This window comes from Pseudomonas sp. p21 (assembly GCF_001642705.1).
Classification (GTDB): Bacteria; Pseudomonadota; Gammaproteobacteria; order Pseudomonadales; family Pseudomonadaceae; genus Aquipseudomonas.
This window is the reverse complement of record NZ_LWBV01000003.1, coordinates 266,345-289,148: the sequence shown is the minus strand read 5'-3', so window position 1 is coordinate 289,148 and position 22,804 is coordinate 266,345. Positions and strand designations below refer to the sequence as shown.

The following is a 22,804-nucleotide window of genomic DNA, read 5'->3' as shown; positions in this document are numbered from 1 at the left end:
TATCTAGGCTCAAGACGGACGGTAATGGCAGGAGAAACCGATGATTCGCTGCAAGCGTGTCTACGATGCGGTTGAGCAGGACGACGGCCAGCGCGTGCTGGTCGATCGCCTGTGGCCGCGTAACAAGCGCAAGGAAGACCTGCGCGGACAGTGGTTGCGCGAAGTTGCACCCTCGGATGAATTGCGCAAGGCGTTTCACCAGGGTGAAGTGGATTTCGCCGGGTTCACCCAGCGCTACCAGCAAGAGCTGGCGGCCCACCCCGAGCACTGGTACCCGCTGTTGGACTTGGCGGGGAAGGGCACTTTGACATTGCTTTATGCGGGCAAGGACACTGAACACAACAATGCCCGGGTGCTGGCGCAATGGCTGGAGGACGAACTGGACCGGCGTGGGCCTGGCAGTTCGCCCGTGTGCTACGCCCAATGATTGATATTCGTTTTACCGGCCCTGTCGCCGGCAAACCCAAGAGTTCGATATGTGATGCCCCTGAACCTGACCCCCGCCGACGACACCCACTGCACCTTCGCACGCGACCTCACGCGCCGCGCCATGCTGCCGTACTACCGTGAATATGACCTGTTGTGGATCGAGCAAGCCTTCGACGAAGCCTGGGGCTGGCGCGAGCAGTGGCTGGTGACTGAAGGTGAAACCGTGCTCGGCTTCTGCAGCCTCAGCCAGGACCGCCAGGCGCTGTTCATCCGCGAGTTGCACCTGCTACCCGAGCACCGTGGGCGTGGTGTCGGCAGCTGGGTGCTGGAGCAGTTGGCGCTGTGGGCCCGCCAGCGGCATCTGCCGCTGCTACGGCTGATGGTGTTTCGCAGCAACCCGGCGCGTGTGCTGTACCAGCGCCATGGCTTCGTCGAAATGGGAGAGGACGAATGCTTTGTGCGCATGCAGCGTACGATCGACTAATAGCGCAATGATGGCTTGTCGCGACTGGTGAGCATGGGCATAGTGAACTCAGGCGTTTACGGCTGCCTGCAGGCGGGTAGGCCGTACATGAGTGTGAACAGGGACAAGGAGCCTCCCATGAATGGAATCGGTCCGCGGCTGCGGGAAGAGCGTGAGCGTCTGGGGATGACCCAGCGCGTGTTTGGAGATATCGGCGGGGTCGAACCCAATGCCCAGGGCAAGTACGAGAGTGGTGAACGCTCGCCGCGGGTCGATTACCTGGCGGCATTGGCGGCCAGGGGGGTGGATGCGCAATATGTGCTCAGCGGTATCCGCACCCCGCTACCGCTTGAGGGGCTTAACGCCGATGAGTCCGGTTTGCTGAGGGCTTTCCGGCAGTTGTCGTGCGACGATCAGGCGGCACTCTGGCACCTGCTGCGGCGTTTGACCAACAACGACAAATCCCGGCAGACAGTGAGGCCGCTCTCGGTTGAACGTCAGGCGTTTCTTACGGAAGGAATGCGTTAGGCCCGCCGTGAAAAATTTTGTTAAGGTGGCGGGATCCAATCGCCCTGCTGACGAGGTGTGTGCTTGATTAGGGTCTTAGTGGTCGATGATCACGATCTGGTACGAACCGGTATTACCCGCATGCTGGCCGACATCGATGGCCTGCAGGTGGTGGGTGAGGGGGATTCGGGCGAATCGGCACTCAAGCTGGCCCGTGAGCTGAAGCCGGATGTGGTGCTGATGGATGTGAAAATGCCCGGCATCGGTGGCCTGGAGGCCACCCGCAAGCTGCTGCGCAGCCACCCGGACATCAAGGTGGTTGCCGTGACCGTGTGCGAGGAAGACCCATTCCCCACGCGCCTGCTGCAAGCCGGTGCTGCTGGCTACCTGACCAAGGGCGCCGGCCTTGACGAAATGGTCCAGGCCATCCGCCTGGCCTTTGCCGGCCAGCGCTACATCAGCCCGCAGATCGCCCAGCAGCTGGCGCTGAAACCGTTCCAGCCACAGGGCTCGCCGTTCGATGCCTTGTCGGAGCGGGAAATCCAGATTGCCCTGATGATCGTCGGCTGCCAGAAAGTGCAGATCATCTCCGACAAGTTGTGCCTCTCGCCCAAGACCGTCAATACTTACCGTTATCGGATCTTTGAAAAACTCTCGGTCACCAGCGATGTCGAACTGACCTTGCTGGCCGTTCGCCACGGTATGGTCGACGCAAGCCTGTAAAACCTCATGTCCCAAGTTTTCGATGCCAGCGCATTCCTGGCGACCTGCAGTGGTCGCCCGGGCGTCTACCGGATGTTCGACGCCGAAGCCCGGCTGCTTTACGTGGGCAAGGCCAAGAACCTCAAGAAGCGCCTGGCCAGCTATTTCCGCAAGACCGGCCTGGCGCCCAAGACCGCCGCGCTGGTGGCGCGCATCGCCCAGGTCGAAACCACCATCACCGCCAACGAAACCGAGGCGCTGCTGCTGGAGCAGAACCTGATCAAGGAATGGCGGCCGCCGTACAACATCCTGCTGCGCGACGACAAATCCTACCCCTACGTGTTCCTTTCCGACGGCGAGTTCCCGCGGCTGGGTATTCACCGTGGGGCGAAGAAGGCCAAGGGCCGCTACTTTGGCCCGTACCCCAGTGCCGGGGCCATTCGCGAAAGTCTCAGCCTGCTGCAAAAGGCCTTTTCGGTGCGCCAGTGCGAAGACAGCTACTACGCCAACCGCACCCGGCCGTGCCTGCAGTATCAGATCAAGCGCTGCAAAGGGCCCTGCACGGGCCTGGTGACCGCCGAGGAATATGCCGAGGACGTGCGCCACTCGGTGATGTTCCTCGAAGGGCGTAGCCAGCAACTGGGCAACGAGCTCAATGCCGAGATGGAGAAGGCCGCCATGGCCCTCAATTTCGAGAGGGCCGCCGAGTTGCGCGACCAGATCGCTTTGCTGCGCCGGGTCCAGGACCAGCAGTACATCGAAGGCGGCAGCGGCGACGTAGATGTCATCGCCGCCTTCGTCAACCCCGGTGGCGCCTGTGTGCACCTGATCAGCGTGCGCGGCGGGCGGGTGCTGGGCAGCAAGAACTTCTTCCCCCAGGTGGGCATCGAGGAGGAGGTGGCCGAAGTGATGGCCGCGTTCCTCTCCCAGTACTACCTGGGCAATGCCGAGCGCGAACTGCCGGGCGAGCTGATCGTCAACGTGGTGCACGAAGACTTCGAAGCCATCACGGAAGCGCTGCACACGCTGCGCGGCCGCGAGCTGACCATCAGCCACCGGGTACGCGGTACCCGCGCCCGCTGGCAGCAACTGGCGGTAACCAACGCCGAGCAGGCGCTCAATGCCCGCCTGGCCAACCGCCAGCACATGGCCGCACGTTTCGAGGCCCTGGCCGAGGTGCTCAAGCTGGACGAGGTGCCGCAGCGCCTGGAGTGCTACGACATCAGCCATTCCAGCGGCGAGGCCACGGTGGCCAGCTGCGTGGTGTTCGGCCCCGAAGGCCCGCTCAAGTCTGACTACCGCCGCTTCAACATCGAAGGCGTCACCGCTGGTGACGACTATGCCGCCATGCACCAGGCCCTGACCCGCCGTTACGGGCGCATCAAGGACGGCGAGGGCAAGTTGCCAGATGTGCTGCTGGTGGACGGCGGCAAAGGCCAGTTGAACATGGCTCGTGACGTGATGCAGGAGCTGGGCTTCAGCGACCTGACCCTGCTTGGCGTGGCCAAGGGCGTGACGCGCAAGGCCGGTTTCGAAACCCTGTACCTGAATGACGTGCACCACGAGTTCACCCTCAAGGGCGACTCACCGGCCCTGCACCTGATCCAGCAGATCCGCGACGAAGCCCACCGTTTCGCCATCACCGGCCACCGCGCCCGCCGTGGCAAGGCCCGCCGGGTGTCCAGCCTGGAGGATGTGGCCGGGGTAGGGCCCAAGCGCCGGCGCGACCTGCTGAAACATTTCGGCGGCCTGCAGGAGCTCAACCGCGCCAGTGTCGATGAAATCGCCAAAGCACCCGGCATCAGTAAAAAGCTTGCCGAGTCGATTTATGCCAGCCTGCATAGCGAGTAGAATGCGGGCTCAACTTGCGGCCAGTCGTACCGATGAATATTCCAAACCTGCTCACCGTTCTACGCGTCCTGCTCATCCCGATCTTCATCCTGCTGTTCTATGTGCCCTACCACTGGAGCTACATGGCCGCCAGCAGCGTGTTCGCCGTTGCCGCCGCCACCGACTGGCTGGACGGCTACCTGGCGCGTCGCCTGCAGCAGAGCACGCCGTTCGGTGCCTTCCTCGACCCTGTGGCTGACAAGCTGATGGTGGCGGTGGCCCTGGTGCTGCTGGTGCAGACCCACGCCAACTTCTGGCTGACCCTGCCGGCCGCGGTAATCATTGGCCGCGAGATCGTGGTGTCGGCGCTGCGCGAGTGGATGGCCGAACTGGGCGCCCGGGCGCATGTGGCGGTGTCCAACCTTGGCAAGTGGAAAACCGCGGCGCAGATGCTGGCGCTGGTGATTCTGCTGGGCAACCCGCCGGCGGTGACCTTCTGGGTAATCCTCGGTTACGCGCTGCTGCTGGTGGCGGCGGGGCTGACCCTGTGGTCGATGGTGCACTACCTGCTGGCCGCCTGGCCGCACTTGCGCGAAGGCTCGGAGCAGAAATAAAAGTTTTTTTGAATCAAGGGGTTGACGCTGTTTTAGAAATCGCTAGAATGGCACCCATCACGACGCGGGAATAGCTCAGTTGGTAGAGCACGACCTTGCCAAGGTCGGGGTCGCGAGTTCGAGTCTCGTTTCCCGCTCCAGATTAAAGATCTGCAGATTTTCTTTTTTGTCTGCAAATTGTGAAAAAAGGGTATGCGCACGCTGCGTAAAGTCTGGCAATCTGCCAGAGCCCGTCAAGAGAATGCCCCGTATCGAAAGATACGGGGCATTTTTCGTTATGGGCTGCATCCAGGGAGAGTCCCGCAGCCAGGCCACAGTCGCCCCTGAGTGGCTAAGCTTGATCTATCGCCAGAACCTTCTGCCCATAGCGTGAAAGGAGGTGTTTGATGCAACTCATCGCTCAGAAAATCGACAAGCCAGAAGCGACGAACTTCATTTTTGGCCAGACGCACTTCATCAAGTCCGTCGAGGACATCCACGAAGCGCTGGTAAATGCGGTGCCAGGTATCCAGTTTGGCCTGGCCTTCTGTGAAGCGTCCGGCGAACACCTGGTGCGCTGGTCTGGCACCGATACCGCAATGATCGAGCTTGCCCAGAAAAATGCACAAAACATTGCGGCTGGCCATAGTTTCATCATTTTTCTTGGTGATGGATTCTATCCACTGAATGTGCTGAACACCGTCAAGCTGGTTCCAGAGGTGTGCTGCATTTATTGTGCGACAGCCAATCCGGTTGAAGTGATTCTCGCCGAGACGGAGCAGGGGCGAGCAGTCCTGGGGGTGGTGGACGGGGTTCGTGCCACTGACATTGAAGATGATGAAGGCATTGTGTGGCGCAAGGGCTTGTTACGACAGATCGGCTACAAATTGTGAGTTGGCGAGCGGGTACGCGTGAGCGGTGCCTGCAGGGGTAACAGCATCAGGACGATGCTGTCGGCAGGTGTACACCGAGAGCATCGCCTTTCAGATGTTGCCCCTTTGATTGGACGTGTCGTCAAACACCAGGCCGCATCAACGGCTCAGTACCTGAACTCGACCCCCACGTACGCGCCAATCCCGTCCCCCGGCCAGAACGACGCAGTATCCTGCCCGCGCGCGTTGTACACCGGCGTCACCGCCGTCACGTACGCCTTGTTCGCCAGGTTCTTCAGGTCCAGCGACACCTTCCAGTTGCCCTTCGGCGCCTCATACCCCAGGTTCGCCCCCCAGATGGTGTACGACGGCGCATACAGGGTATTGGCATAGTCCACTGCCGTGCGCGAGGCTGACTGTACGTTGACGCCGGTGTACCAGCCGCTGTGGTCCTGGTACTGCAGTTCACCCTGGTAGATGTGCTTGGGCACGCCCGGCAACTGGTTGTCGCCGAAGGTGTCGTCATGCCGGTAGTAAAAGTCGTTGTAGGTGTACACCTGGCGCCAGCGTACCAGGTCGCCCTGAGGGTTTTCCCAAAGGCGGGTGTTGAGGCCGGCTTCGACACCCTGATGGATGGTCGGTGAGGCGTTGAAGGCGCCGGTGACCGCTGCCGACGATGACGTGGCGGGGATGATCTGCACATTCAGCAGTTCGTCGTGGATCCACGAGCGGTACAGTGCCAGGCTGCCATCGAAGATGCCGTGCGAGCCCTTGATACCGACCTCGAAGGTGTTGGCCTTCTGCTCCACCAACGGGCGGATGTAAGGCAGGGTCGGGCCGGAGCCCGAGTATTCCCAGGAAGCAGGCGGGTCGATGCTGCGGCTGAAGTTGGTGAATACCTGCAGGTTCGGGCTGAACTCGTAGCGCAGGCCGATGCGCGGGGCGACGCTCCAGTTGTCGTAGTCCACGTGCTGCGGGAAGGTGGTGGTGTTGGGGTTCACCGCGTGGTCGATGTTGATCTTGCGCCGCACGTTGATGAACGACACGCCGCTGGTGAGCCAGAGGTTGTCGACCAGGTTGAGGTCGTTGCCCAGGGCGATCACCCGGTCGAACGAGTCCTTGTAGTTGACCTGCTTGAGCGACACCTTGTCGTCGTTGGCCGAGTTCACCCCGCCACGCAGGTGCTGGGTGGAGGTGACGGCGATGTTGCTGCGGCTTTCGTGGCCGAACAGGTAGTCGACCCGGTCGTAGCCCAACAGCAGGCCGAGGTCGTGCCAGTCCCAGTAACTGGGATTGCTCGGGCTGCGCGGGCTGTTGGTATGGCGATAGTCGTGATACGACAGGCCGAAGGTCAGCCGGGCATCGTCGTCAAAGGTATAAGTGGTCTTGCTGCCCACCCAGATGCTGCCCGGGCGGCGCGCACCGGCACCGCTGCTCTCGGCGGTAGCGCTGGCGCGGCGCGGGTGGTGCAGTGCGGCGTTGAGGGTGGTGGCGCTGGGGTCGTTGTGGGTTTCATCGCGGTAGCGCAGCAGCAGGCGGGTTTCCAGCTTGGGGCTGAAGCGGTAGCCGGCATTGGCAACGATGCCCGAGCTCTTCGACAGGCTGTAGTCGCGATAACCCTCGTTGCGGTAGTTGTCGGCTTGCAGGTAGTAGTCCAGGTCGCCCTCGACCCCACCGTAGCTGATGCTCTGTTTCTGGTAGTGGTAGCTGCCGGCTTCGGCGCGCACGCGCAGGCCAGGGGCGCTGTAGCCGCTGTGGTTGACGAAGTTGACCGCGCCACCGAGGGTCAGCGCGCCATACTGGAAGGCGTTGGCGCCGCGCAGGATCTCGGTGTAGTTCACGCCGCTGGCGTTGAGGAATTCGTAGGGTGTGCCGCCAGGGCCGGTCAGCGGCAGGCCGTCGAACAGGAACTTGATGCCTTCACGGAAGTAGCCGGGCGAGGTATTGGCACCGGAGCCGCGGATCGAGATCTTCGCCGCGTCGTTGCCGCCGGTGGACTGCACGAATACGCCGGGCTGGTAGCCAAGGGTGTCCTGCAGTGTGGCAGTGCGGCCTTTGGCGACCTCTTCACTGTCGACCACGCTGGTGCCGCCGGGCACCTCGGCCAGGGCGCTGGCGGCCTGTTGCACTTCGGATTGCTTGGCGGCCTGCACGGTCACCGTGCCGAGGGTCTGGTCAGCGGCCAGTACCGTGACCGGGGCCAGCAGGGCCGTGGCCGCGGTGGCCAGGGCGGCGTGGCGGATGGCCAGGCGCAGTGGATGGGGTTGAATCGCACGCATCGTTGAATTCCTTGAAAGTCATCGTAAGTCCTCGGCGTTCTATGGGAATAGTCAGGCCTGTCGAAATGTGTAAGAGCAGTTTCTGTGCCAGCTGGCGAAAGGCCGGAAGTTTGGGGGTGGGGCCAATGTATTAGTGTGAAGTGCTGAATAAAACAGCAAATTTTGTTGCGCCCCTGTTGTTTGCGGAACAGTGCAGGTTATATCCAAATATCCGAATGCTATGGCGCAACCTGTAGGAGCGGGCGTGCCCGCGAAGCATCAAGCGCGGTGGCTGGCACCGGCTGCGCCGGTGTTCGCGGCGGTTCGACGCCTCGACACGCCCGCTGCCACAGGGTTGGATGTTGTCAGCGCAACAGGGATGAAACAGTTTGTATGGTTAATGCGTCAGGCGGTTTGAACTAACCTCAATGAATGCGCAGTGTTAGCGCTGGCACGACAACTGCAATAGCCCTTTATGTAGCCGTCTATATAAAGGGCCCGTTGTGCAGCTGAATTGCCGATTATTCAATACATGCCTGGTGGCCACTGCGCTGTTAGTTGTAGCCTGCCCACCCGCCACGTCCGCGCAGAGCCAGGCGCTGCTCAAGGGCGAAGCGCTCAGCGAAGTGAACGGCGTGATGCGCTACCCGGTCAGCGATTTCGTCGAGCAGCAGCCCGGCAAGCGTGGTGGCACCCTGCGCGTGTCGGCGGCGAGCGACGCCGGCAGCTTCGATATCCACGCGCTGTCCAATGGCAACATGCAGTGGATGGGCCGCATCCTGTTCGATTGCCTGGTGTACCAGGCCGAGGACGGCACCCTCACGCCGTGGCTGGCGAAAAGCTGGGACATCAGCGCCGACGGCCTGACCTACACCTTCCACCTGCGTGACGACGTCACGTTCAGCGATGGCGAGCACTTCAACGCCGAGGCCGTGCGGGTCAACCTCGAACACATGCGTGACCCGACGACCAAGTCGCCACTGGCCGCCGCCTATATCGCGCCGTACCTGCAGGGACGGGTGGTGGACGAATACACCTTCGAGGCGACCCTGCGTGCGCCCTATGCGCCGTTTCTGGATGTGCTGTCGCAGGCCTGGCTGGGGATGATCTCGCCGCGGCAGATCCTCGAAGCGCCGAAGACCATCGCCAGTCAGCCCATCGGCACCGGGCCTTTCGTGCTGACCGGCTGGGTGCGCGACCAGCGTGCCAGCTTTGTCCGTCGCCCGGGATACGACTGGGCGCCGCCAGCGATCAACCACCAGGGCGAGGCGTATCTGGACGGCATCGAGTTGAGCTACGTGCCTGAAGCGATGATCCGCTACACCTCGCTGGAAGCCGCCGACAACGACATGGCCCTGGACGCACCGGCGCAGAATGCCGCAGCGATCCGCGCCAACCCGCAGCTGACCCTGCGCAACCGCATTCGCAAGGGCAACCCGTCGCGCAGCATTACCTTCAATGTCGAGCGTGTGCCGTTCGATGACGTGCGGGTGCGCCAGGCCGTGGCCAAGGCCATCGACCGTGATGGCCTGGCGTGGATCTCCGGCTTCGGCGAGTACCTGGCCAAGGGGGATTTCCTGGCCGTGAATACGCCCGGCTATGACCCGGTGGCCCGCGATGCCTTGGCCTTCGACCCGGCCGAAGCCGGGCGCCTGCTCGACGCTGCCGGCTGGACCGGCCGTGACACCGAAGGCTATCGCACCCGTGGTGGCCAGCGCCTCGGGGCGACCTTGCTGACCTATGACAACCCGGCGTTCCCGGCCAATGTCTCGGTGGCAGCCCAGGCGGACCTGCGCAAGGTCGGCTTCGACCTGCGCATCGAGTTGCTGCCGCTCAGCAAGGTCATGGAGCTGCGTTACCGCGGCGACTTCGACGCCATCGGCGGCGGCTATTGGCACACCAACACGGCCGATGGCTTGTTCATCCTCTACCACAGTCAATCCATCCCCAGCGCACGAATGATCGGCCAGAACGTCGGCCACTTCCGTGACGCCACCCTCGACCGGTTGCTTGGCGATGCCCGGCGCAGCACCGACCCGACACAACGCCGCGAGCTGTATCGCCAGGCCCAGCAACGCCTGGGCGAGACCGTGCCGGCCGTGCCTTCGGTGGAAAGCCAGATGCTGCTGGCCTACCGCAACGCAATCGGCGGCGTGCTGTTCGATGGTTCGCACAATGTTCCCCTGTTCACCAGCGTATGGCTGGCAAAGGAGCAACCATGAAGCTGCTGTCGATCTTGCTGCGCCGCCTGCGTGACGGTGTGATAGTGCTCTGGGCGGCGGCCAGCCTGACTTTCCTCGGAATGCAGCACAGTGGTGGCGACACCGCCCTGGCGATCCTCGGCGGCCCGGATGCCATGCCGAGCGAAGCGCTGCTGGCCCAGGTGCGTGCCGAGTACGGCCTCGATCAACCGCTGTGGGTGCAGTACGGCCACTACCTGGCGCGCCTGGCCAAGGGCGACCTGGGCGAGTCGTACCGGTTGCGCATACCGGTCAGCCAGGCGATTGGCGAGCAGGCCGCCGCGACCCTGGCTTTGGCCAGCAGCGCGGCGGTGCTGGCAGTGCTGCTGGCGGTAGCCTCGGCGCTGCTCACCGCCAACCGTGGGCGGCGCTTGCGGGCGGTGGTGTCGGGCATCGAGCTGTTGCTGTCATCGGCGCCCAACTTCGTGATCGGCACGCTGCTGCTGTTGGCCTTTGCGTTCTACTTCCATTGGTTGCCGCCGTCCGGGTCCAGCGGTTGGCGCTCGCTGGTACTCCCGAGCCTGGCCCTGGCGCTGCCGATCGCGGCGGTGCTTGCCCAGGTGTTGCGCCAGGCGCTGGAGCAGGTGCTGGAACAACCCTTCATCACCCAGGCCCGTGCCCGTGGCATGGGCGATATCGCTGTGCGTCTGCGCCATGCCCTGCGTCATGCCCTGGTGCCGCTGGTGACCCTGGCCGGCTACGTGTTCGCCAGCCTGCTCGGCGGTGCCGTGGTGCTGGAACTGCTGTTCGGCCGCCAAGGCATTGGCCGTTTGATGCTCGACGCTACCGCCACCAAGGACGTGCCACTGGTGCTCGGCGTCACCCTGCTGGCGGCAGCGATCTACGTGCTGGTCAACCTGCTGGTGGACCTGGCGACCCAGGCCATCGACCCGCGCACCGCACGCTCCTGAATTCACCTGAAAGGAACCATCATGAGTCAAACCACGATTACCGATGCCGAGCTGGACGCGCGTTTTGCGCCGATCTACGCGCGTATCGCCGAAGGCGCGGTGGCCCGCGAGCAGCAGCGCACCCTGGCCCATGAGCCGGTGGCCTGGCTACGCGAAGCCCGTTTCGGTGCCCTGCGCGTGCCGCGCAGCCACGGTGGCTCAGGCGCAACCTTGCCGCAGTTGCTGCGCCAACTGGTGCGTCTGGGGCAGGCCGACTCCAACCTGCCGCAGATTTTCCGCGCCCACTTCGGCTTCGTCGAAGGGCGGCTGTCGTCCGGCGACGCCGCCTCCCAGGACTACTGGTTCGCCCGCGTGGTCGCCGGTGAACTGTGGGGCGCGGCCATGGCCGAACGCACCGACAGTACCGGCAATTCCGTGCAGTTGAGCGAAGACGAGGGCGGTTACCGCCTGGACGGCGAAAAGTACTACTGCACGGGCACGTTGTACGCCGATTGGGTGGCGGCAGTGGCCAACCATGGCGACGACTTTGTCAGCCTCGTGGTGCCGACCGGTGCGCCGGGCGTGGAGCGGGTCGATGACTGGGACGGCTTCGGCCAGCGCCTGACCGGCAGTGGCACCACCCGTTTCACCCGGGTCAGCGTGCAGCCGCAGCACCTGCTGCGCCGTTTTGCCAAGGGCGAGTTGCGCGCCGAATCCTACCTCACCGCGTTCTACCAGGCGGTGCACCTGGCCACCCTGGCGGGCATCGGCCGTGCAGTGCTGGCCGATGCCGTAGCGTTCGTCCAGGGCCGCACCCGTGCCTTTGGTGTGCCGGGGCAGTCGCAGCCGGCCGCAGACCCGCGGGTGCAAGCGGTGATCGGCCGGCTGTCGAGCCTGGCCTTCGCCGCTGATGCGCAAGTCACCGCCGTGGGCCAGAGCCTGCAGGCGGTGTACGAAGCCGGGCAGCAGGGTGAGGTGGCCGAGCAGCTTTACACCGACGCCGAGATCCACGCCTTTCAGGCGCAGCAGATCGTCCTGCCGCAAGTGCTGGAAGCGAGCACCTTGCTGTTCGAAGTCGGCGGCGCATCGGCCACCAGCAATGCCCGGCGCCTCGACCGCCATTGGCGCAATGCCCGGACCCTGGCTTCGCACAACCCGGCGATCTACCGCGAGCAGGCGTTGGGCAACTACTACCTCAATGGCATCAGCCCGGCTCAGGCCTGGCGCGCCCTTCACGCTACCGCCAGCGAAGGGCAGGGCAGCGGCGACGAAGCCAGCGCAGTCTGATCAGGAGAACCGGCATGACCACGAAACAGATGAGCCTGGGCATGAACATCCTCGGCTTCGGTTCGCATTCCGGCGCCTGGCGCCAGGGTGAGGCGGCAATCGACGCCTATATCGACGTCAACTATTACCGCGATATCGCGCGTATTTCCGAGCGCGGCTGCCTGGATGCGATCTTCCTAGCCGATGGCCCGGCGTTGCCGCCGGATGTGTCCGCCCAGCCGGGCGGGCGCCTGGAGCCGACCGTGCTGCTCACCGCAGTGGCGGCCGCCACCGAGCGCATCGGCGTGATCGCGACCTGCTCCAGCACCTACAACGAACCCTTCAACCTGGCCCGGCGAATCGCCTCGCTGGACCATATCAGCGGCGGCCGTGCGGCCTGGAATGTGGTGACCAATGCCGGTGATGCGGCAGCACAGAACTTCGGCCTGGCGGGTGCGCCGCTGCATGTGGACCGTTACGGGCGGGCCGAGGAATTCGTCGACGTGACCCTGAAACTTTGGGACAGCTGGGAGGAGGACGCGATCATCGGTGACCGCAGCACCGGCCGTTTTGCCGACCCGGCCAAGGTCCACACCCTGGATTTCAAGGGCAAGCACTTTCAGGTCAAGGGGCCGCTGAACCTGCCGCGTTCGCCGCAGGGCAGGCCGGTACTGGTGCAGGCCGGCTCTTCCGAAGGTGGCAAGGCGCTCGGTTCACGCTATGCCGATGCGATCTTCACCACTCAGACCACCCTGGCTGACGGGCAGGCGTTCTATCGGGAAATGAAGGCGCGGACCAAAGCCTGGGGCCGTGACCCGCAGCACCTGAAGATCATGCCCGGCCTGTCGACCGTGATCGGCAGCACCGAGGCCGAGGCCCATGCACGCTTCGACGAACTCAATGCCTGGCATGGCGAGCACGGCCTGTTGCAGCAGGTGGCGGGGCGTATCGGCATCGATGTCAGCGAGCTGGACCCGGATGCGCCATTGCCATGGGAACGGATTGGCGCGGTGGCGGATTTCGAGCGCGGGTCGCATGGTTTTCTGGAGGCTCAGTTGAACCTGGCGCGCAGTGAGAACCTGACCATTCGCCAGCTGTCGCGGCGGATTCTGGTCGGGCACCGGTTGGCCGTCGGTACCCCGGAACAGGTTGCCGATACCTTGGCCGAGTGGTTTCTGGCAGGGGCGGGGGATGGTTTCAACATCATGCCCGACATGTTCCCGTCAGGTGCTCGGGTGTTCGTCGAAGAGGTGGTACCGCTGCTGCAGAAACGCGGTTTGTTCCGCACCGAATACACCGGCACCACCCTGCGCGATCACCTGGGATTGCCGAAAGCAGCGAACCAGTTTGCACAAGCCCGGCGCGAGACCGCACGGGCTGTCTGAGGGCTGCCGCCCAGATATCAACGCATCATCCAAGGACTCGATACCATGCGCTACCGCCCACTCGGCCACACCAACCTGCAAGTCAGCCTGCTCAGCCTCGGCACCATGACCTGGGGGCACCAGAACAGCGAACAGGATGCTCACCAGCAACTGGACGCTGCCCTTGCTGCAGGCATCAACTTCATCGACACCGCCGAGATGTACCCCACGCCCACCCGTGCTGAAACCTGGACCACTACCGAGCGCTACATCGGCACCTGGCTCGCTGCCCGCGGCAACCGCGACAAAGTCCTGCTGGCCAGCAAGATCGCCGGCCCGGCCCGCGATCCCGGTGGCCAGGCGCACATCCGCGATGGCTTGTCGCATCACGACCGCAAGACCATCGTCGCGGCCCTGGAGGGCAGCCTGCGCCGCCTGCGGACCGACTACCTGGACCTCTACCAACTGCACTGGCCCGACCGCACCAGCAACTTCTTCGGTATCCGTGAATACCCCTACGTCGACGACCATCCGCAAACGGCAGCCATCGAAGAAACCCTTGCCGTGCTGGACGAGCAGGTCAAGGCCGGCAAGGTGCGCCATATCGGTGTCTCCAACGAAACACCGTGGGGTGTGGCGCAGTTTCTGCGGCACAGCGAGGACAAGGGCCTGGCGCGGATCGCCAGCATCCAGAACCCGTACAGCCTGCTCAATCGCTTGTACGAGAACGGCCTGTCGGAGTTCAGCCATCGCGAAGGGGTCAGCCTGCTGGCCTATTCGCCGCTGGCGTTCGGGGCGTTGACCGGCAAGTACCTGAACGGGGCAAGGCCGGAGGGTTCGCGATTGTCGTCGGTGTATCGCACGTTCAATCGCTATGGCAGCGAGGAGGCCAACAGCGCGATTGCCAGTTATGTGCTGATTGCACGGGAGCATGGGCTGACACCGGCGCAACTGGCCCTGGCGTTCGTCATACGCCAGCCGTTCGTGGCCAGTGCGATCACCGGGCAGACCACCTTGTTGCAGTTGCAGGAGAACCTGAGCGCACTGGATGTGCAATTGAGCGATGAAGTGCTGGCCGAGATCCAGGCCGTGCACCGCCGTATTCCCAACCCGGCCCCGTAGCCCACATGGCAAGGGCTTCGCCCTTGTTCGCGGCTGAAGCCGCTCCCACAGGGACCGCACGGATTCAGCCTTTGCGGTGATCCTGTGGGAGCGGCTTCAGCCGCGAATGGGCCGGTACAGGCGACACAAGAAGGACAGACATGAACGCAATCGTATCCATACCAGACACAGTGACCAGCAGGTGGCAGATTCGCCCAGGCCTGACGCTGGCCTGGATCATATTGGGCCTGATACTGCTGGCAGTAACCTTCCCCGACTGGCTCTCGCCAACCGACCCGTTGGCCGCCGACGCCCTCCTGGCTTACCACCCGCCAGGCCCCGCCTTCTGGCTGGGCAGCGACGAGAACGGCCGCGACGTCCTCAGCCGCCTTATCCATGGCGCCCGCCCATCGCTCTACATCGGCCTGGCCGCCACCCTGGTCGGGCTCGGCCTGGGCACGCTGCTCGGCTTGCTCGCCGGCCTCGCTCCAGCCTGGCTGGACAACCTGCTGATGCGCGCCGTCGATGTGCTGCTGGCCTTCCCGGACCTGTTACTGGCGCTGGTCATCATCACCCTGTTCGGCCAAGGCACCAGCAACCTGATCCTCGCCGTCGGCATCGCCTCGGTGCCGCGCTATGCCCGCCTGGTGCGTGCCCAGGCCCTGACCATCCGGCGTGCCAGCTTCGTCGAGGCAGCGGTCACGCTGGGCCGCAGGCCTTTGGCAGTGGTGTTCTGGCATGTGCTGCCCAACGCCGTGCAACCCGTGCTGATCCTGGCCTGCATCGGCCTGGGTAGCGCCATCACCGCCGCCGCCGCACTGAGCTTCCTCGGCTTCGGCGCACCACCTCCCGCGCCGGAGTGGGGCGCGATGATGGCAGTGGCGCGCAACTTCATGGCCAACGCGCCCTGGCTGATGGCCTGGCCTGCGCTGGCGATCACCCTGACTGTCATTTCCATCACCGTCATCGGCCGCGACTGGCTGCGCCGTAGCGAGGGCAGAAACCCATGAGCATCTTCGAAAAGCACCCGGCACCCTTGGTGGATATCCGCGACTTGCGCGTGAGCTTCAACGGTGTGCCGGTGGTGCACGGCGTCGACTTGCAACTGCACGCCGGACAGTGCCTGGCGCTGGTAGGCGAGTCGGGCTCGGGCAAGAGCGTGACGGCGCGTACCCTGGTTGGCCTCACCGGGGTGGGTGCCCACGTGCAGGCCCAGCGCCTGGCCTTTGCCGGGCAGGACTTGCGCCAGGTCGACGAAGCGGGTTGGCAGCGCTTGCGCGGTGGGCGTATCGGCTTTGTCATGCAGGATGCACTGGGTTCGCTCGATCCGCTGCGGCGCGTCGGCGCCGAGATCGAAGAGCCGCTGCTGTTGCACACTGACCTGTCTGCTGAACAGCGACGCTTGCGGGTGCTCGAACTGCTGCGCCAAGTCGGCGTACCTGAACCCGAAGTCCGCGCCCGACAATACCCGTGGCAACTGTCCGGCGGCCTGCGGCAGCGCGCCCTGATCGCCTCGGCTATCGCCTGTCAGCCGCGCCTGTTGATCGCTGACGAGCCCACCACGGCGCTGGATGCCACGGTGCAGGCGCAGATTCTCGACCTGCTGGAGCAACTGCGCGAGCGCGACAACAGCCTGTTGATGGTCAGCCATGACCTGGCCGTGGTCGCGCGCCTGGCCGACTGGGTGGCGGTGATGCGTCATGGGCTGGTGGTGGAGCAGGGCAGTGTCGAACAGATCCTGCAGGACCCGCAGGACCCCTATACCCAACGCCTGCTGAGCGCGGCTCGGGCGGTGCATTTCAAACGTCCGGCGGCGCCGGGCCTGGCGCTGGTGGAGGATGCCGTGGACAAGCAACCCGTGGTGCTGGAGGCACGCGGCCTGAGCAAGGCCTTTGTCGGGCCGGACGGGCGGGGGCGCCAGGTGCTGAGCGATGTGTCCCTGCAGTTGCGTGCCGGGCAAACCCTTGGCGTGGTGGGCGAGTCCGGCTCCGGCAAGAGCACGCTGGGGCGCATCCTGCTGGGGCTGGAGCGGCCGGAGCAAGGCAGCCTGCAACTGGCCGGGCAGGACTGGCTTGCGTTGTCTGCCGCGCAGCGGCGCCAGGCACGGCAGGGGATCCAGATGGTGTTTCAGGACCCGCTGGCTTCGTTCGACCCACGCTACACCGTGTTGCGGGTATTGGCCGAGGCGCTGGCGCATGCAGGTGTACCGCGTGCGCTGCAGCGCACCGAGGCGGCGGGGTTGCTGGAGCGGGTGCAGTTGCCGGTGGGGTTGCTCGATCGTCGCCCGCTGGAGTTGTCGGGCGGGCAGCGGCAGCGCATCGCGATTGCCCGGGCGCTGGCCATGATGCCCAGGGTGCTGGTGCTGGATGAACCGGTATCGGCACTGGATGTGTCGGTGCAGGCGCGCATCCTCGCATTGCTGGCCGAGCTCAAGGCGGAGTTGAACCTGGCTTGCCTGTTCATCTCCCACGACCTTGGGGTGGTGGAGCAGGTCAGTGACCAGGTGTTGGTGATGCAAGGGGGAAGGGTGGTGGAACAAGGGGCGGCAGCCCGGGTGCTTGGCCAGCCGCGTCATGCCTATACCCGTGCCTTGCTCGATGCCGTGCCTCATCTTCCGGCGGCGCGGCCAAGCTGGTTTACGCGGATTGCGGTGTAAACCCGTGCCAGCCCTGACGCGGGCAAGGCCGCTCTTGTAGAACTGCACATGACTCATTAAATGTGCAGGGACACTGTGGGAGCGGCTTTAGCCGCGAACACCGGCGCAGCCGGTGCCATGCACCGTGTTGGATTCTTCGCGGCTAAAGCCGCTCCCACAGGATCACTACAGGCTTCAAGGCTGTGGGAGCGGGCTTGCCCGCGAAGTGGCAGGAACAGCCAATCGGGAAATCTCAGGAGAGGCATCGACGATCACAAACAAAACACAGTTCACTGTCGCCCCACCAACACCCCCCGGACACTTTGCCCCCGCAACAGCACCTCACCCTCGGCAAACCCCAGCAAAATCAATCCCTTGAACCCGGCACAACTCCTGCAACAGGCCTATCGAAGCCCAGTCCCCGCAGGAGCGCCCTTGAACACACCCATCCTCCCCCTGATCCCGCTCTGCACCGCACTGGCCTTGCTCGGCTGCGAAAAAACCGAACAGCACGCCGCCGCGCAAAGCACCACGCCACAGCAGGGCGGCACCCTGGTCTACGCCACCGACCGCGAGCCCACCTGCCTCGACCCGCATGTGGCTGGCGACATGCCGCAGGTGTTCGTTGCCCAGCAGTACCTCGATTCGCTGGTGTCGATGGACAGCAACGGCCAGATCGGTCCCTGGCTGGCGACAAGCTGGCAGGTCTCGCCAGATGGCCTGCGCTACACCTTCCACCTGCGCCGCGACGTGCAATTCACCGACGGCACACCGTTCAATGCCGAAGCGGTCAAGGCCAACCTCGACCACATGGCCAACCCCAAGACCCAGTCCAGTACCGCTGGTGGCTATATCCGCCAATACCGCGGCACCAAGGTGCTCGACACCTACACTGCCGAAGTCACCCTGGCGACGCCCTATGCGGCCTTCCTCGAAGTGTTGGCCCAGGGCTTTCTCGGCATCCAGTCGCCCACCGCACTGCAACGCAGCCGTGACCAGAACTGCGAAAGCCCGGTCGGCAGCGGGCCGTTCAAGGTGGTGCGCTGGGACCGGCAGAACCAGGTGGAACTGGTGCGCAACCCGGCCTACAACTGGGCGCCACCGACCGCTCGGCACCAGGGCCCTGCGTACCTTGATCGCATCGTCTGGAAGTTCATCCAGGAGCCGTCGGTGCGCTTCGCCTCGCTGCAGGCCGGTGAGGTCGATGTGATCGAAGCGTTGCCACCAGAATCGCACGAAGCTGCACGGCGCAACCCGGACGTGGAACTGATCATTGCCCAGCGCCCGGGGAACCCCACCAACGGCACCTTCAACCTGCGCCGCGCACCGTTCGACGACATCCGTGTGCGCGAGGCCTTCGTTCGCAGCGCCGATGTCGAGGGTGCGCTGAAGAGTGTGTACTTCGGCGAGTTCCCCCGCGCCGGTGGCCCGTTGAGCTTGGCCACGCCGTTCTACAGCGGTGACTTCGAGCGCGGCCAGGACTATGACCCGGCCCGCGCTGCCAGGCTGCTCGACGAGGCTGGCTGGACCGGCCGCGACAGCGAAGGCTACCGCACCAGGAACGGCCAGCGGCTGCGCGCCGTCGTGCTGATCGGTGCGCGCACACCGCCGTCGGAGCTGACCCTGTGGGAACAGGTGCAGGCAACTACCCGCCAGGCAGGCCTTGAGCTGGTGCTGGACCAGATGAGCGATGCCCAGGTCACCGCGCGCCAGGCCGCCTGGGACTATGACATCCGCATCGGCTACTGGAACACCAACACCCCCGATGTGCTACGCATCATCTTCACCACCGCCTTCGTGCAGCCGGCCGGGGTTGGCGGTTACCACCAGAACTCCTCCGGCTATGCCGACCCCGGTTTTGACGCGCTGCTCGACAGTGCGCTGGCCACCCAGGACGCGGACCTGCGCCGCCAGCGCTACTTCCAGGCGCAGCAACAGGCTGCCGCGCAGTACCTGCAACTCACCACGTACCCGCAAAGCACGCGGCTGGGTATCTACAAGACCGCCCATGGCGTGCGACTGGAGCCTTCGCTGGCGGTGACCTACCTCTATGACGCATGGGTGAACAAATGACTACGACGACACTCGCAGTGACCGACCCGCGCCGCGAACGCCTGGCCGCCCTGGGCCGGCGCGCCGCCATCCGCCTGGCCGGCGGCGTGCTGGTGCTGTGGGCGGTGGCGACCCTGACCTTCTTCGCACTACGGCTGATGCCGGGTGACCCGGTGCTGGCGATTCTCGGCGGCCCCAGCGGCAACCCGACGCCCGAAGCGATTGAAGCCGCACGGGTGGAGTACGGCCTCGACAAGCCGTTGGCCGTGCAGTACGTGTTTTACCTCGGGCGCCTGCTGCAAGGTGACCTGGGGGTGTCCTACTCGCAGCACCTGCCGGTGACCCGGGTGCTGGCCGAGCAGGGCGGGGCGACCTTGGAACTGACCATCGCCGCCCTGCTGCTGGCCTGGGTGCTGGTGCTGCTGCTGACAGTGGTCACCGCCGGGCGCGGCAGGCTGGTCGGCGGCATCGCCTCGCTGGCAGAAACCCTCAGCGCGGCACTGCCGCACTTCTGGCTCGGCGTGGTGCTGCTGGCGGTATTCGCCTTCGGCCTGCGCTGGTTCCCGCCGGCCGGTAGTGACAGTTTCGCCAGCCTGATACTCCCGGCGTTATCCCTGGCGATTCCGCTGGCCGGCTTCATCGCCCAGGTTACCCGCGAGTCGCTGGAACTCACCCTCGATCAACCCTTCATCCTGACCGCCCGTACACGCGGCCTCAGTGACCTGGCCGTGCGCTTTCGGCACGCCTTGCGCCATGCCTTGCTGCCAGGTGTGTCGCTGTCGGGCTGGGCCATCGGCGCACTGATCAGTGGTGCGGTGGTGTGCGAGGTGATCTTTTCCCGCAAGGGGGTGGGCCGCCAGCTGTACCAGGCAGTGCAGGCCCAGGACCTGCCCTTGGTGATCGGTATAAGCCTGGTTGTTGCGGCTGGCTATGTGCTGGCGAACATTCTGGTCGACCTGCTGTACCAGTGGATCGACCCTCGGCAGCAGGAGGCTGCAGCATGACAGACCTGACCCATGATCAAGCCCTCGCGCCGTTGCGCCGGCAGCGTCATCTGAAACTGCCGCCGCTGGGCGCAAGCCTGGCGATCCTGTTCCTGTTCGCATTGCTTCTGGCTGCGTTGGCGCCGGGCCTGTTCACCCGCATCGACCCGTTGGCCATTGTGCCGCGCGAGGCTTTCCAGCCGCCCAGCTGGGCGCACTGGCTGGGCACTGACCAGTCAGGCCGCGACATCTTTGCGCGGATCATCCACGGCGCCCGGCAGAGCCTGCTGATCGGCCTGGCGGCTACGGCCATTTCCATGGTCATCGCCATCGCCCTCGGCTTGCTCGGTGGCCTTGGCGGCGCACGCTTGGACCGAGCGGTGGGCTGGTTGCTGGAAGTGCTGTTCGCCTTCCCCAGCCTGGTGCTGGCGTTGCTGTTCGTGGCGGTGTTCGGCAGCGGCGTCGGCCCGTTGATCGTCGCCACCGGGCTGGGCGGTGCGCCGGGGTACGCGCGCATGGTCCGTGGCCAGGTGCTGGCGGTACGCAACGCCGGCTACATCGAAGCGGCGCGGGCGCTGGGCCACCCAACTTCGCGCATCGTGCTGCGCCAATTGTTGCCCAATGCCATGCGGCCATTGGTGGTGACGCTGACCATGGGCGTTGGCCAGGCCATCGTCTGGGCCTCGGCGCTGAGCTTCCTCGGCCTGGGCGCGCGGCCACCGGCGCCGGAGTGGGGGACCATGTTGTCCATGGGGCGTGACTTCATCGCCAATGCCTGGTGGCTCACCTTCTTCCCTGGCCTGTTCATCGTCCTCACAACCCTGGCGACCACCGTGACCGGCCGCTACATCCAACAACGTCTGGAGGGGCGCCTGCCATGAGCGACAAGACCTTGACCGTCGAAGGACTGAACGTGGCCTTTGATGACGGCAGCGTGGTCCGTGATTTGTCTTTCACCTTGCCGCCGGGCCGATGCGTGGCCTTGGTTGGTGAGTCCGGCTCGGGCAAGAGCGTCAGTGCCCGCTGCCTGGTCGGCCTGGCCGGCGCGCGAGCGAAAGTGAGCGCCCGTCGCCTGAGTTTCGCCGGCCATGACCTGCTCGACCTCAGCGAGCGGCAGTGGCGGGCGGTGCGTGGCAAGGACATCGGCTTCGTGCTGCAGGATGCGCTGGTGTCGCTGGACCCGTTGCGACCTGTGGGCAAGGAAATTCTCGAAGTGCTGCAGACCCACGGATACGGTGACCGCCACACCCGTACTGCACGTGTGCATGAGTTGCTCGAGCGAGTAGGCGTGCCGGATGTCGAGCTGCGTGCTCGCCAGCGTCCGGGGCAGTTGTCTGGCGGCCTGCGCCAGCGTGCACTGATCGCCAGTGCCCTGGCCCTGGACCCTGCGCTGGTGATCGCCGACGAGCCGACCACGGCACTGGACGCCACCGTGCAGGCGCAGATTCTCGAGGTGTTCCAGCAGATCAAGGCCCGTGGCGCCTCGCTGCTGATCATCAGCCACGACCTGGCAGTGGTCGCACAATTGGCCGATGAGGTGGTGGTGCTGCGCCATGGCGAAGTGGTGGAGCAGGGGCCGATGCAGCAGGTGCTGAGCCAGCCGCGTCACCCCTACACCCGGGCCTTGCTGGCGGCAGTACCGGCCGAGCACCCGCGCGGTAGCCGGCTGTCACCCGAGCGGGTTGGCGTGCGCAGCCAACCGTGGGCACGTTCGCACAGCGACGTGCTGCTCGAAGGCCGTGGCCTGGGCAAGCGCTACCTCGGCCCGGACGGGCTGGTGCGGCAGGTGGTGCAGGGTGTCGATTTCACCCTGCGTGCCGGACGCACCCTGGGCATTGTCGGTGAGTCCGGCTCGGGCAAGACCACCGTGGCACGCATCGCCCTCGGCCTGCTGCAGCCCGACGAGGGTGAGGTGCTTTATCGCGGGCAACCCTGGAACCGCCCGGCCAACGCTGTGAGCGAGGCCGTGCGCAGGCCGTTGCGTGGCGAGATCAGCGTGATCTATCAGGACCCGCTGGGCTCGTTCGACCCGCGTTGGAGCGTGGCGCAGATTCTTGATGACGCCTTGCAGGTAGCCGGCATCGAGGCACCCGCCAGGCCCGCACGCATCGCGGTGCTGCTCAACCAGGTGCGCCTGCCGGCAGCGCTCGCCCAGCGCCGACCGTTGCAACTGTCGGGTGGCCAGCGCCAGCGGGTGGCAATCGCCCGGGCGATTGCCAGCGACCCCAAGGTGATCATCTGCGACGAGCCGGTCTCGGCCCTGGACGTGTCGGTGCAAGCCCAGGTGCTCGACCTGCTGGCCGACCTGCAGGACGAACTGGGCCTGGCCTACCTGTTCATCTCCCATGATCTGGGGGTGATCCGCCATGTCAGCGACGACGTGCTGGTGATGCGCCACGGTCAGGTGGTTGAGCAGGCACCGGTCGAGCAGTTGTTCGATAACCCGGCCCACGCATACACCCGGCGATTGCTCGGCGCGGTGCCGCGCCTGCCCTGCAGCGGCGCCGAACTGGTGGTGCCGCCGCTGGACCTGGTGCACGAGGCCTTCGACCTGTTCGACGAAACCCGCCTGTGGAAGATCGCGATTTGAAGGTGAACTGAGACGTCAAGCCCTGCGCG

The 22,804-nt window shown here is 64.9% G+C and carries 19 protein-coding genes and 1 tRNA gene; 19 read left to right on the top strand and 1 reads right to left on the bottom strand.

The features are described 5' to 3' along the window. Positions 1–40 precede the first annotated feature (40 nt). The 8 genes from A4C63_RS10790 to A4C63_RS10755 all read left to right on the top strand — a co-directional run bounded on the left by A4C63_RS10790 (position 41) and on the right by A4C63_RS10755 (position 5,417). Positions 41–427: a DUF488 domain-containing protein gene (locus A4C63_RS10790; protein WP_063912658.1), complete on the top strand. Its 387-nt coding sequence runs from the start codon at positions 41–43 to the stop codon at positions 425–427. A 54-nt stretch (positions 428–481) separates the two neighbouring features. Further along, entirely contained in the window at positions 482–913 is a 432-nt protein-coding gene (locus A4C63_RS10785; protein ID WP_063912657.1) for a GNAT family N-acetyltransferase, read from the top strand. Positions 914–1,030: 117 nt separating this feature from the next. Continuing rightward, positions 1,031–1,420, top strand: a complete 390-nt coding sequence (locus A4C63_RS10780; protein ID WP_063912656.1) for a helix-turn-helix domain-containing protein — start codon at positions 1,031–1,033, stop codon at positions 1,418–1,420. Between the two features lie 63 nt (positions 1,421–1,483). Continuing rightward, a complete protein-coding gene (gene uvrY / locus A4C63_RS10775; RefSeq protein ID WP_003251380.1) occupies positions 1,484–2,122 on the top strand; it encodes a UvrY/SirA/GacA family response regulator transcription factor in 639 nt (212 codons plus the stop codon). Between the two features lie 6 nt (positions 2,123–2,128). Then, positions 2,129–3,952, top strand: coding sequence for an excinuclease ABC subunit UvrC (uvrC, locus tag A4C63_RS10770; RefSeq protein WP_063912655.1), 1,824 nt, complete (start codon positions 2,129–2,131; stop codon positions 3,950–3,952). Between the two features lie 32 nt (positions 3,953–3,984). After that, positions 3,985–4,545 carry a CDP-diacylglycerol--glycerol-3-phosphate 3-phosphatidyltransferase gene (gene pgsA, locus A4C63_RS10765; protein ID WP_025339908.1) on the top strand — a complete coding sequence of 187 codons (561 nt, stop codon included), beginning with the start codon at positions 3,985–3,987 and terminating at the stop codon, positions 4,543–4,545. A 64-nt stretch (positions 4,546–4,609) separates the two neighbouring features. Next, positions 4,610–4,685: transfer RNA gene (locus A4C63_RS10760), tRNA-Gly, on the top strand. Between the two features lie 246 nt (positions 4,686–4,931). Then, positions 4,932–5,417, top strand: coding sequence for an adenosine-specific kinase (locus A4C63_RS10755; protein WP_063912654.1), 486 nt, complete (start codon positions 4,932–4,934; stop codon positions 5,415–5,417). Between the two features lie 146 nt (positions 5,418–5,563). Here the strand turns inward: A4C63_RS10755 and A4C63_RS10750 are convergent, their stop codons facing one another. Beyond that, complete coding sequence (locus A4C63_RS10750; protein WP_063912653.1) at positions 5,564–7,675, bottom strand: TonB-dependent receptor domain-containing protein; 2,112 nt, start codon at positions 7,673–7,675, stop codon at positions 5,564–5,566. Positions 7,676–8,292: 617 nt separating this feature from the next. Between A4C63_RS10750 and A4C63_RS10745 the strand changes: the two genes are divergently transcribed. The 11 genes from A4C63_RS10745 to A4C63_RS10695 all read left to right on the top strand — a co-directional run bounded on the left by A4C63_RS10745 (position 8,293) and on the right by A4C63_RS10695 (position 22,775). Then, positions 8,293–9,876, top strand: a complete 1,584-nt coding sequence (locus A4C63_RS10745) for an ABC transporter substrate-binding protein (RefSeq protein ID WP_156510877.1) — start codon at positions 8,293–8,295, stop codon at positions 9,874–9,876. Beyond that, entirely contained in the window at positions 9,873–10,805 is a 933-nt protein-coding gene (locus A4C63_RS10740; protein ID WP_063912652.1) for an ABC transporter permease, read from the top strand. The genes A4C63_RS10745 and A4C63_RS10740 overlap by 4 nt, the downstream gene beginning before the upstream one ends. A gap of 21 nt (positions 10,806–10,826) precedes the next feature. Then, positions 10,827–12,071, top strand: coding sequence for an acyl-CoA dehydrogenase family protein (locus tag A4C63_RS10735; RefSeq protein ID WP_063912651.1), 1,245 nt, complete (start codon positions 10,827–10,829; stop codon positions 12,069–12,071). Between the two features lie 14 nt (positions 12,072–12,085). Further along, positions 12,086–13,435 (top strand): LLM class flavin-dependent oxidoreductase, encoded by a 1,350-nt coding sequence (locus tag A4C63_RS10730; protein WP_063912650.1) that lies wholly within the window; start codon positions 12,086–12,088, stop codon positions 13,433–13,435. 45 nt (positions 13,436–13,480) lie between these two features. After that, a complete protein-coding gene (locus A4C63_RS10725; protein WP_063912649.1) occupies positions 13,481–14,536 on the top strand; it encodes an NADP(H)-dependent aldo-keto reductase in 1,056 nt (351 codons plus the stop codon). Positions 14,537–14,676: 140 nt separating this feature from the next. Further along, positions 14,677–15,525, top strand: coding sequence for an ABC transporter permease (locus A4C63_RS10720; RefSeq protein WP_063912648.1), 849 nt, complete (start codon positions 14,677–14,679; stop codon positions 15,523–15,525). Then, a complete protein-coding gene (locus tag A4C63_RS10715; protein WP_063912647.1) occupies positions 15,522–17,171 on the top strand; it encodes an ABC transporter ATP-binding protein in 1,650 nt (549 codons plus the stop codon). Before A4C63_RS10720 ends, A4C63_RS10715 begins: the two co-directional genes overlap by 4 nt. A gap of 456 nt (positions 17,172–17,627) precedes the next feature. Beyond that, on the top strand, positions 17,628–19,223 hold the full coding sequence (locus A4C63_RS10710) for an ABC transporter substrate-binding protein (protein ID WP_370464227.1): 1,596 nt from the start codon (positions 17,628–17,630) through the stop codon (positions 19,221–19,223). Continuing rightward, a complete protein-coding gene (locus tag A4C63_RS10705) occupies positions 19,220–20,206 on the top strand; it encodes an ABC transporter permease (protein WP_063913070.1) in 987 nt (328 codons plus the stop codon). Before A4C63_RS10710 ends, A4C63_RS10705 begins: the two co-directional genes overlap by 4 nt. After that, positions 20,203–21,066 (top strand): ABC transporter permease, encoded by an 864-nt coding sequence (locus A4C63_RS10700; protein ID WP_063912645.1) that lies wholly within the window; start codon positions 20,203–20,205, stop codon positions 21,064–21,066. Before A4C63_RS10705 ends, A4C63_RS10700 begins: the two co-directional genes overlap by 4 nt. After that, on the top strand, positions 21,063–22,775 hold the full coding sequence (locus A4C63_RS10695; RefSeq protein ID WP_063912644.1) for an ABC transporter ATP-binding protein: 1,713 nt from the start codon (positions 21,063–21,065) through the stop codon (positions 22,773–22,775). The genes A4C63_RS10700 and A4C63_RS10695 overlap by 4 nt, the downstream gene beginning before the upstream one ends. Positions 22,776–22,804 lie beyond the last annotated feature (29 nt).

Excerpts from the sequence above, each read along its gene's own strand:
- A4C63_RS10745 (WP_156510877.1), top strand. The coding sequence starts at position 8,293 with ATGCGCTACCCGGTCAGCGATTTCGTCGAGCAGCAGCCCGGCAAGCGT.
- A4C63_RS10790 (WP_063912658.1), top strand. The coding sequence starts at position 41 with ATGATTCGCTGCAAGCGTGTCTACGATGCGGTTGAGCAGGACGACGGC.
- A4C63_RS10780 (WP_063912656.1), top strand. The coding sequence starts at position 1,031 with ATGAATGGAATCGGTCCGCGGCTGCGGGAAGAGCGTGAGCGTCTGGGG.
- A4C63_RS10740 (WP_063912652.1), top strand. The coding sequence starts at position 9,873 with ATGAAGCTGCTGTCGATCTTGCTGCGCCGCCTGCGTGACGGTGTGATA.
- A4C63_RS10785 (WP_063912657.1), top strand. The coding sequence starts at position 482 with ATGCCCCTGAACCTGACCCCCGCCGACGACACCCACTGCACCTTCGCA.
- A4C63_RS10720 (WP_063912648.1), top strand. The coding sequence starts at position 14,677 with ATGAACGCAATCGTATCCATACCAGACACAGTGACCAGCAGGTGGCAG.
- A4C63_RS10735 (WP_063912651.1), top strand. The coding sequence starts at position 10,827 with ATGAGTCAAACCACGATTACCGATGCCGAGCTGGACGCGCGTTTTGCG.
- pgsA (WP_025339908.1), top strand. The coding sequence starts at position 3,985 with ATGAATATTCCAAACCTGCTCACCGTTCTACGCGTCCTGCTCATCCCG.
- A4C63_RS10700 (WP_063912645.1), top strand. The coding sequence starts at position 20,203 with ATGACAGACCTGACCCATGATCAAGCCCTCGCGCCGTTGCGCCGGCAG.
- A4C63_RS10715 (WP_063912647.1), top strand. The coding sequence starts at position 15,522 with ATGAGCATCTTCGAAAAGCACCCGGCACCCTTGGTGGATATCCGCGAC.
- uvrC (WP_063912655.1), top strand. The coding sequence starts at position 2,129 with ATGTCCCAAGTTTTCGATGCCAGCGCATTCCTGGCGACCTGCAGTGGT.
- A4C63_RS10750 (WP_063912653.1), bottom strand. The coding sequence starts at position 7,675 with ATGCGTGCGATTCAACCCCATCCACTGCGCCTGGCCATCCGCCACGCC.
- A4C63_RS10705 (WP_063913070.1), top strand. The coding sequence starts at position 19,220 with ATGACTACGACGACACTCGCAGTGACCGACCCGCGCCGCGAACGCCTG.
- A4C63_RS10725 (WP_063912649.1), top strand. The coding sequence starts at position 13,481 with ATGCGCTACCGCCCACTCGGCCACACCAACCTGCAAGTCAGCCTGCTC.
- A4C63_RS10730 (WP_063912650.1), top strand. The coding sequence starts at position 12,086 with ATGACCACGAAACAGATGAGCCTGGGCATGAACATCCTCGGCTTCGGT.
- A4C63_RS10755 (WP_063912654.1), top strand. The coding sequence starts at position 4,932 with ATGCAACTCATCGCTCAGAAAATCGACAAGCCAGAAGCGACGAACTTC.
- A4C63_RS10695 (WP_063912644.1), top strand. The coding sequence starts at position 21,063 with ATGAGCGACAAGACCTTGACCGTCGAAGGACTGAACGTGGCCTTTGAT.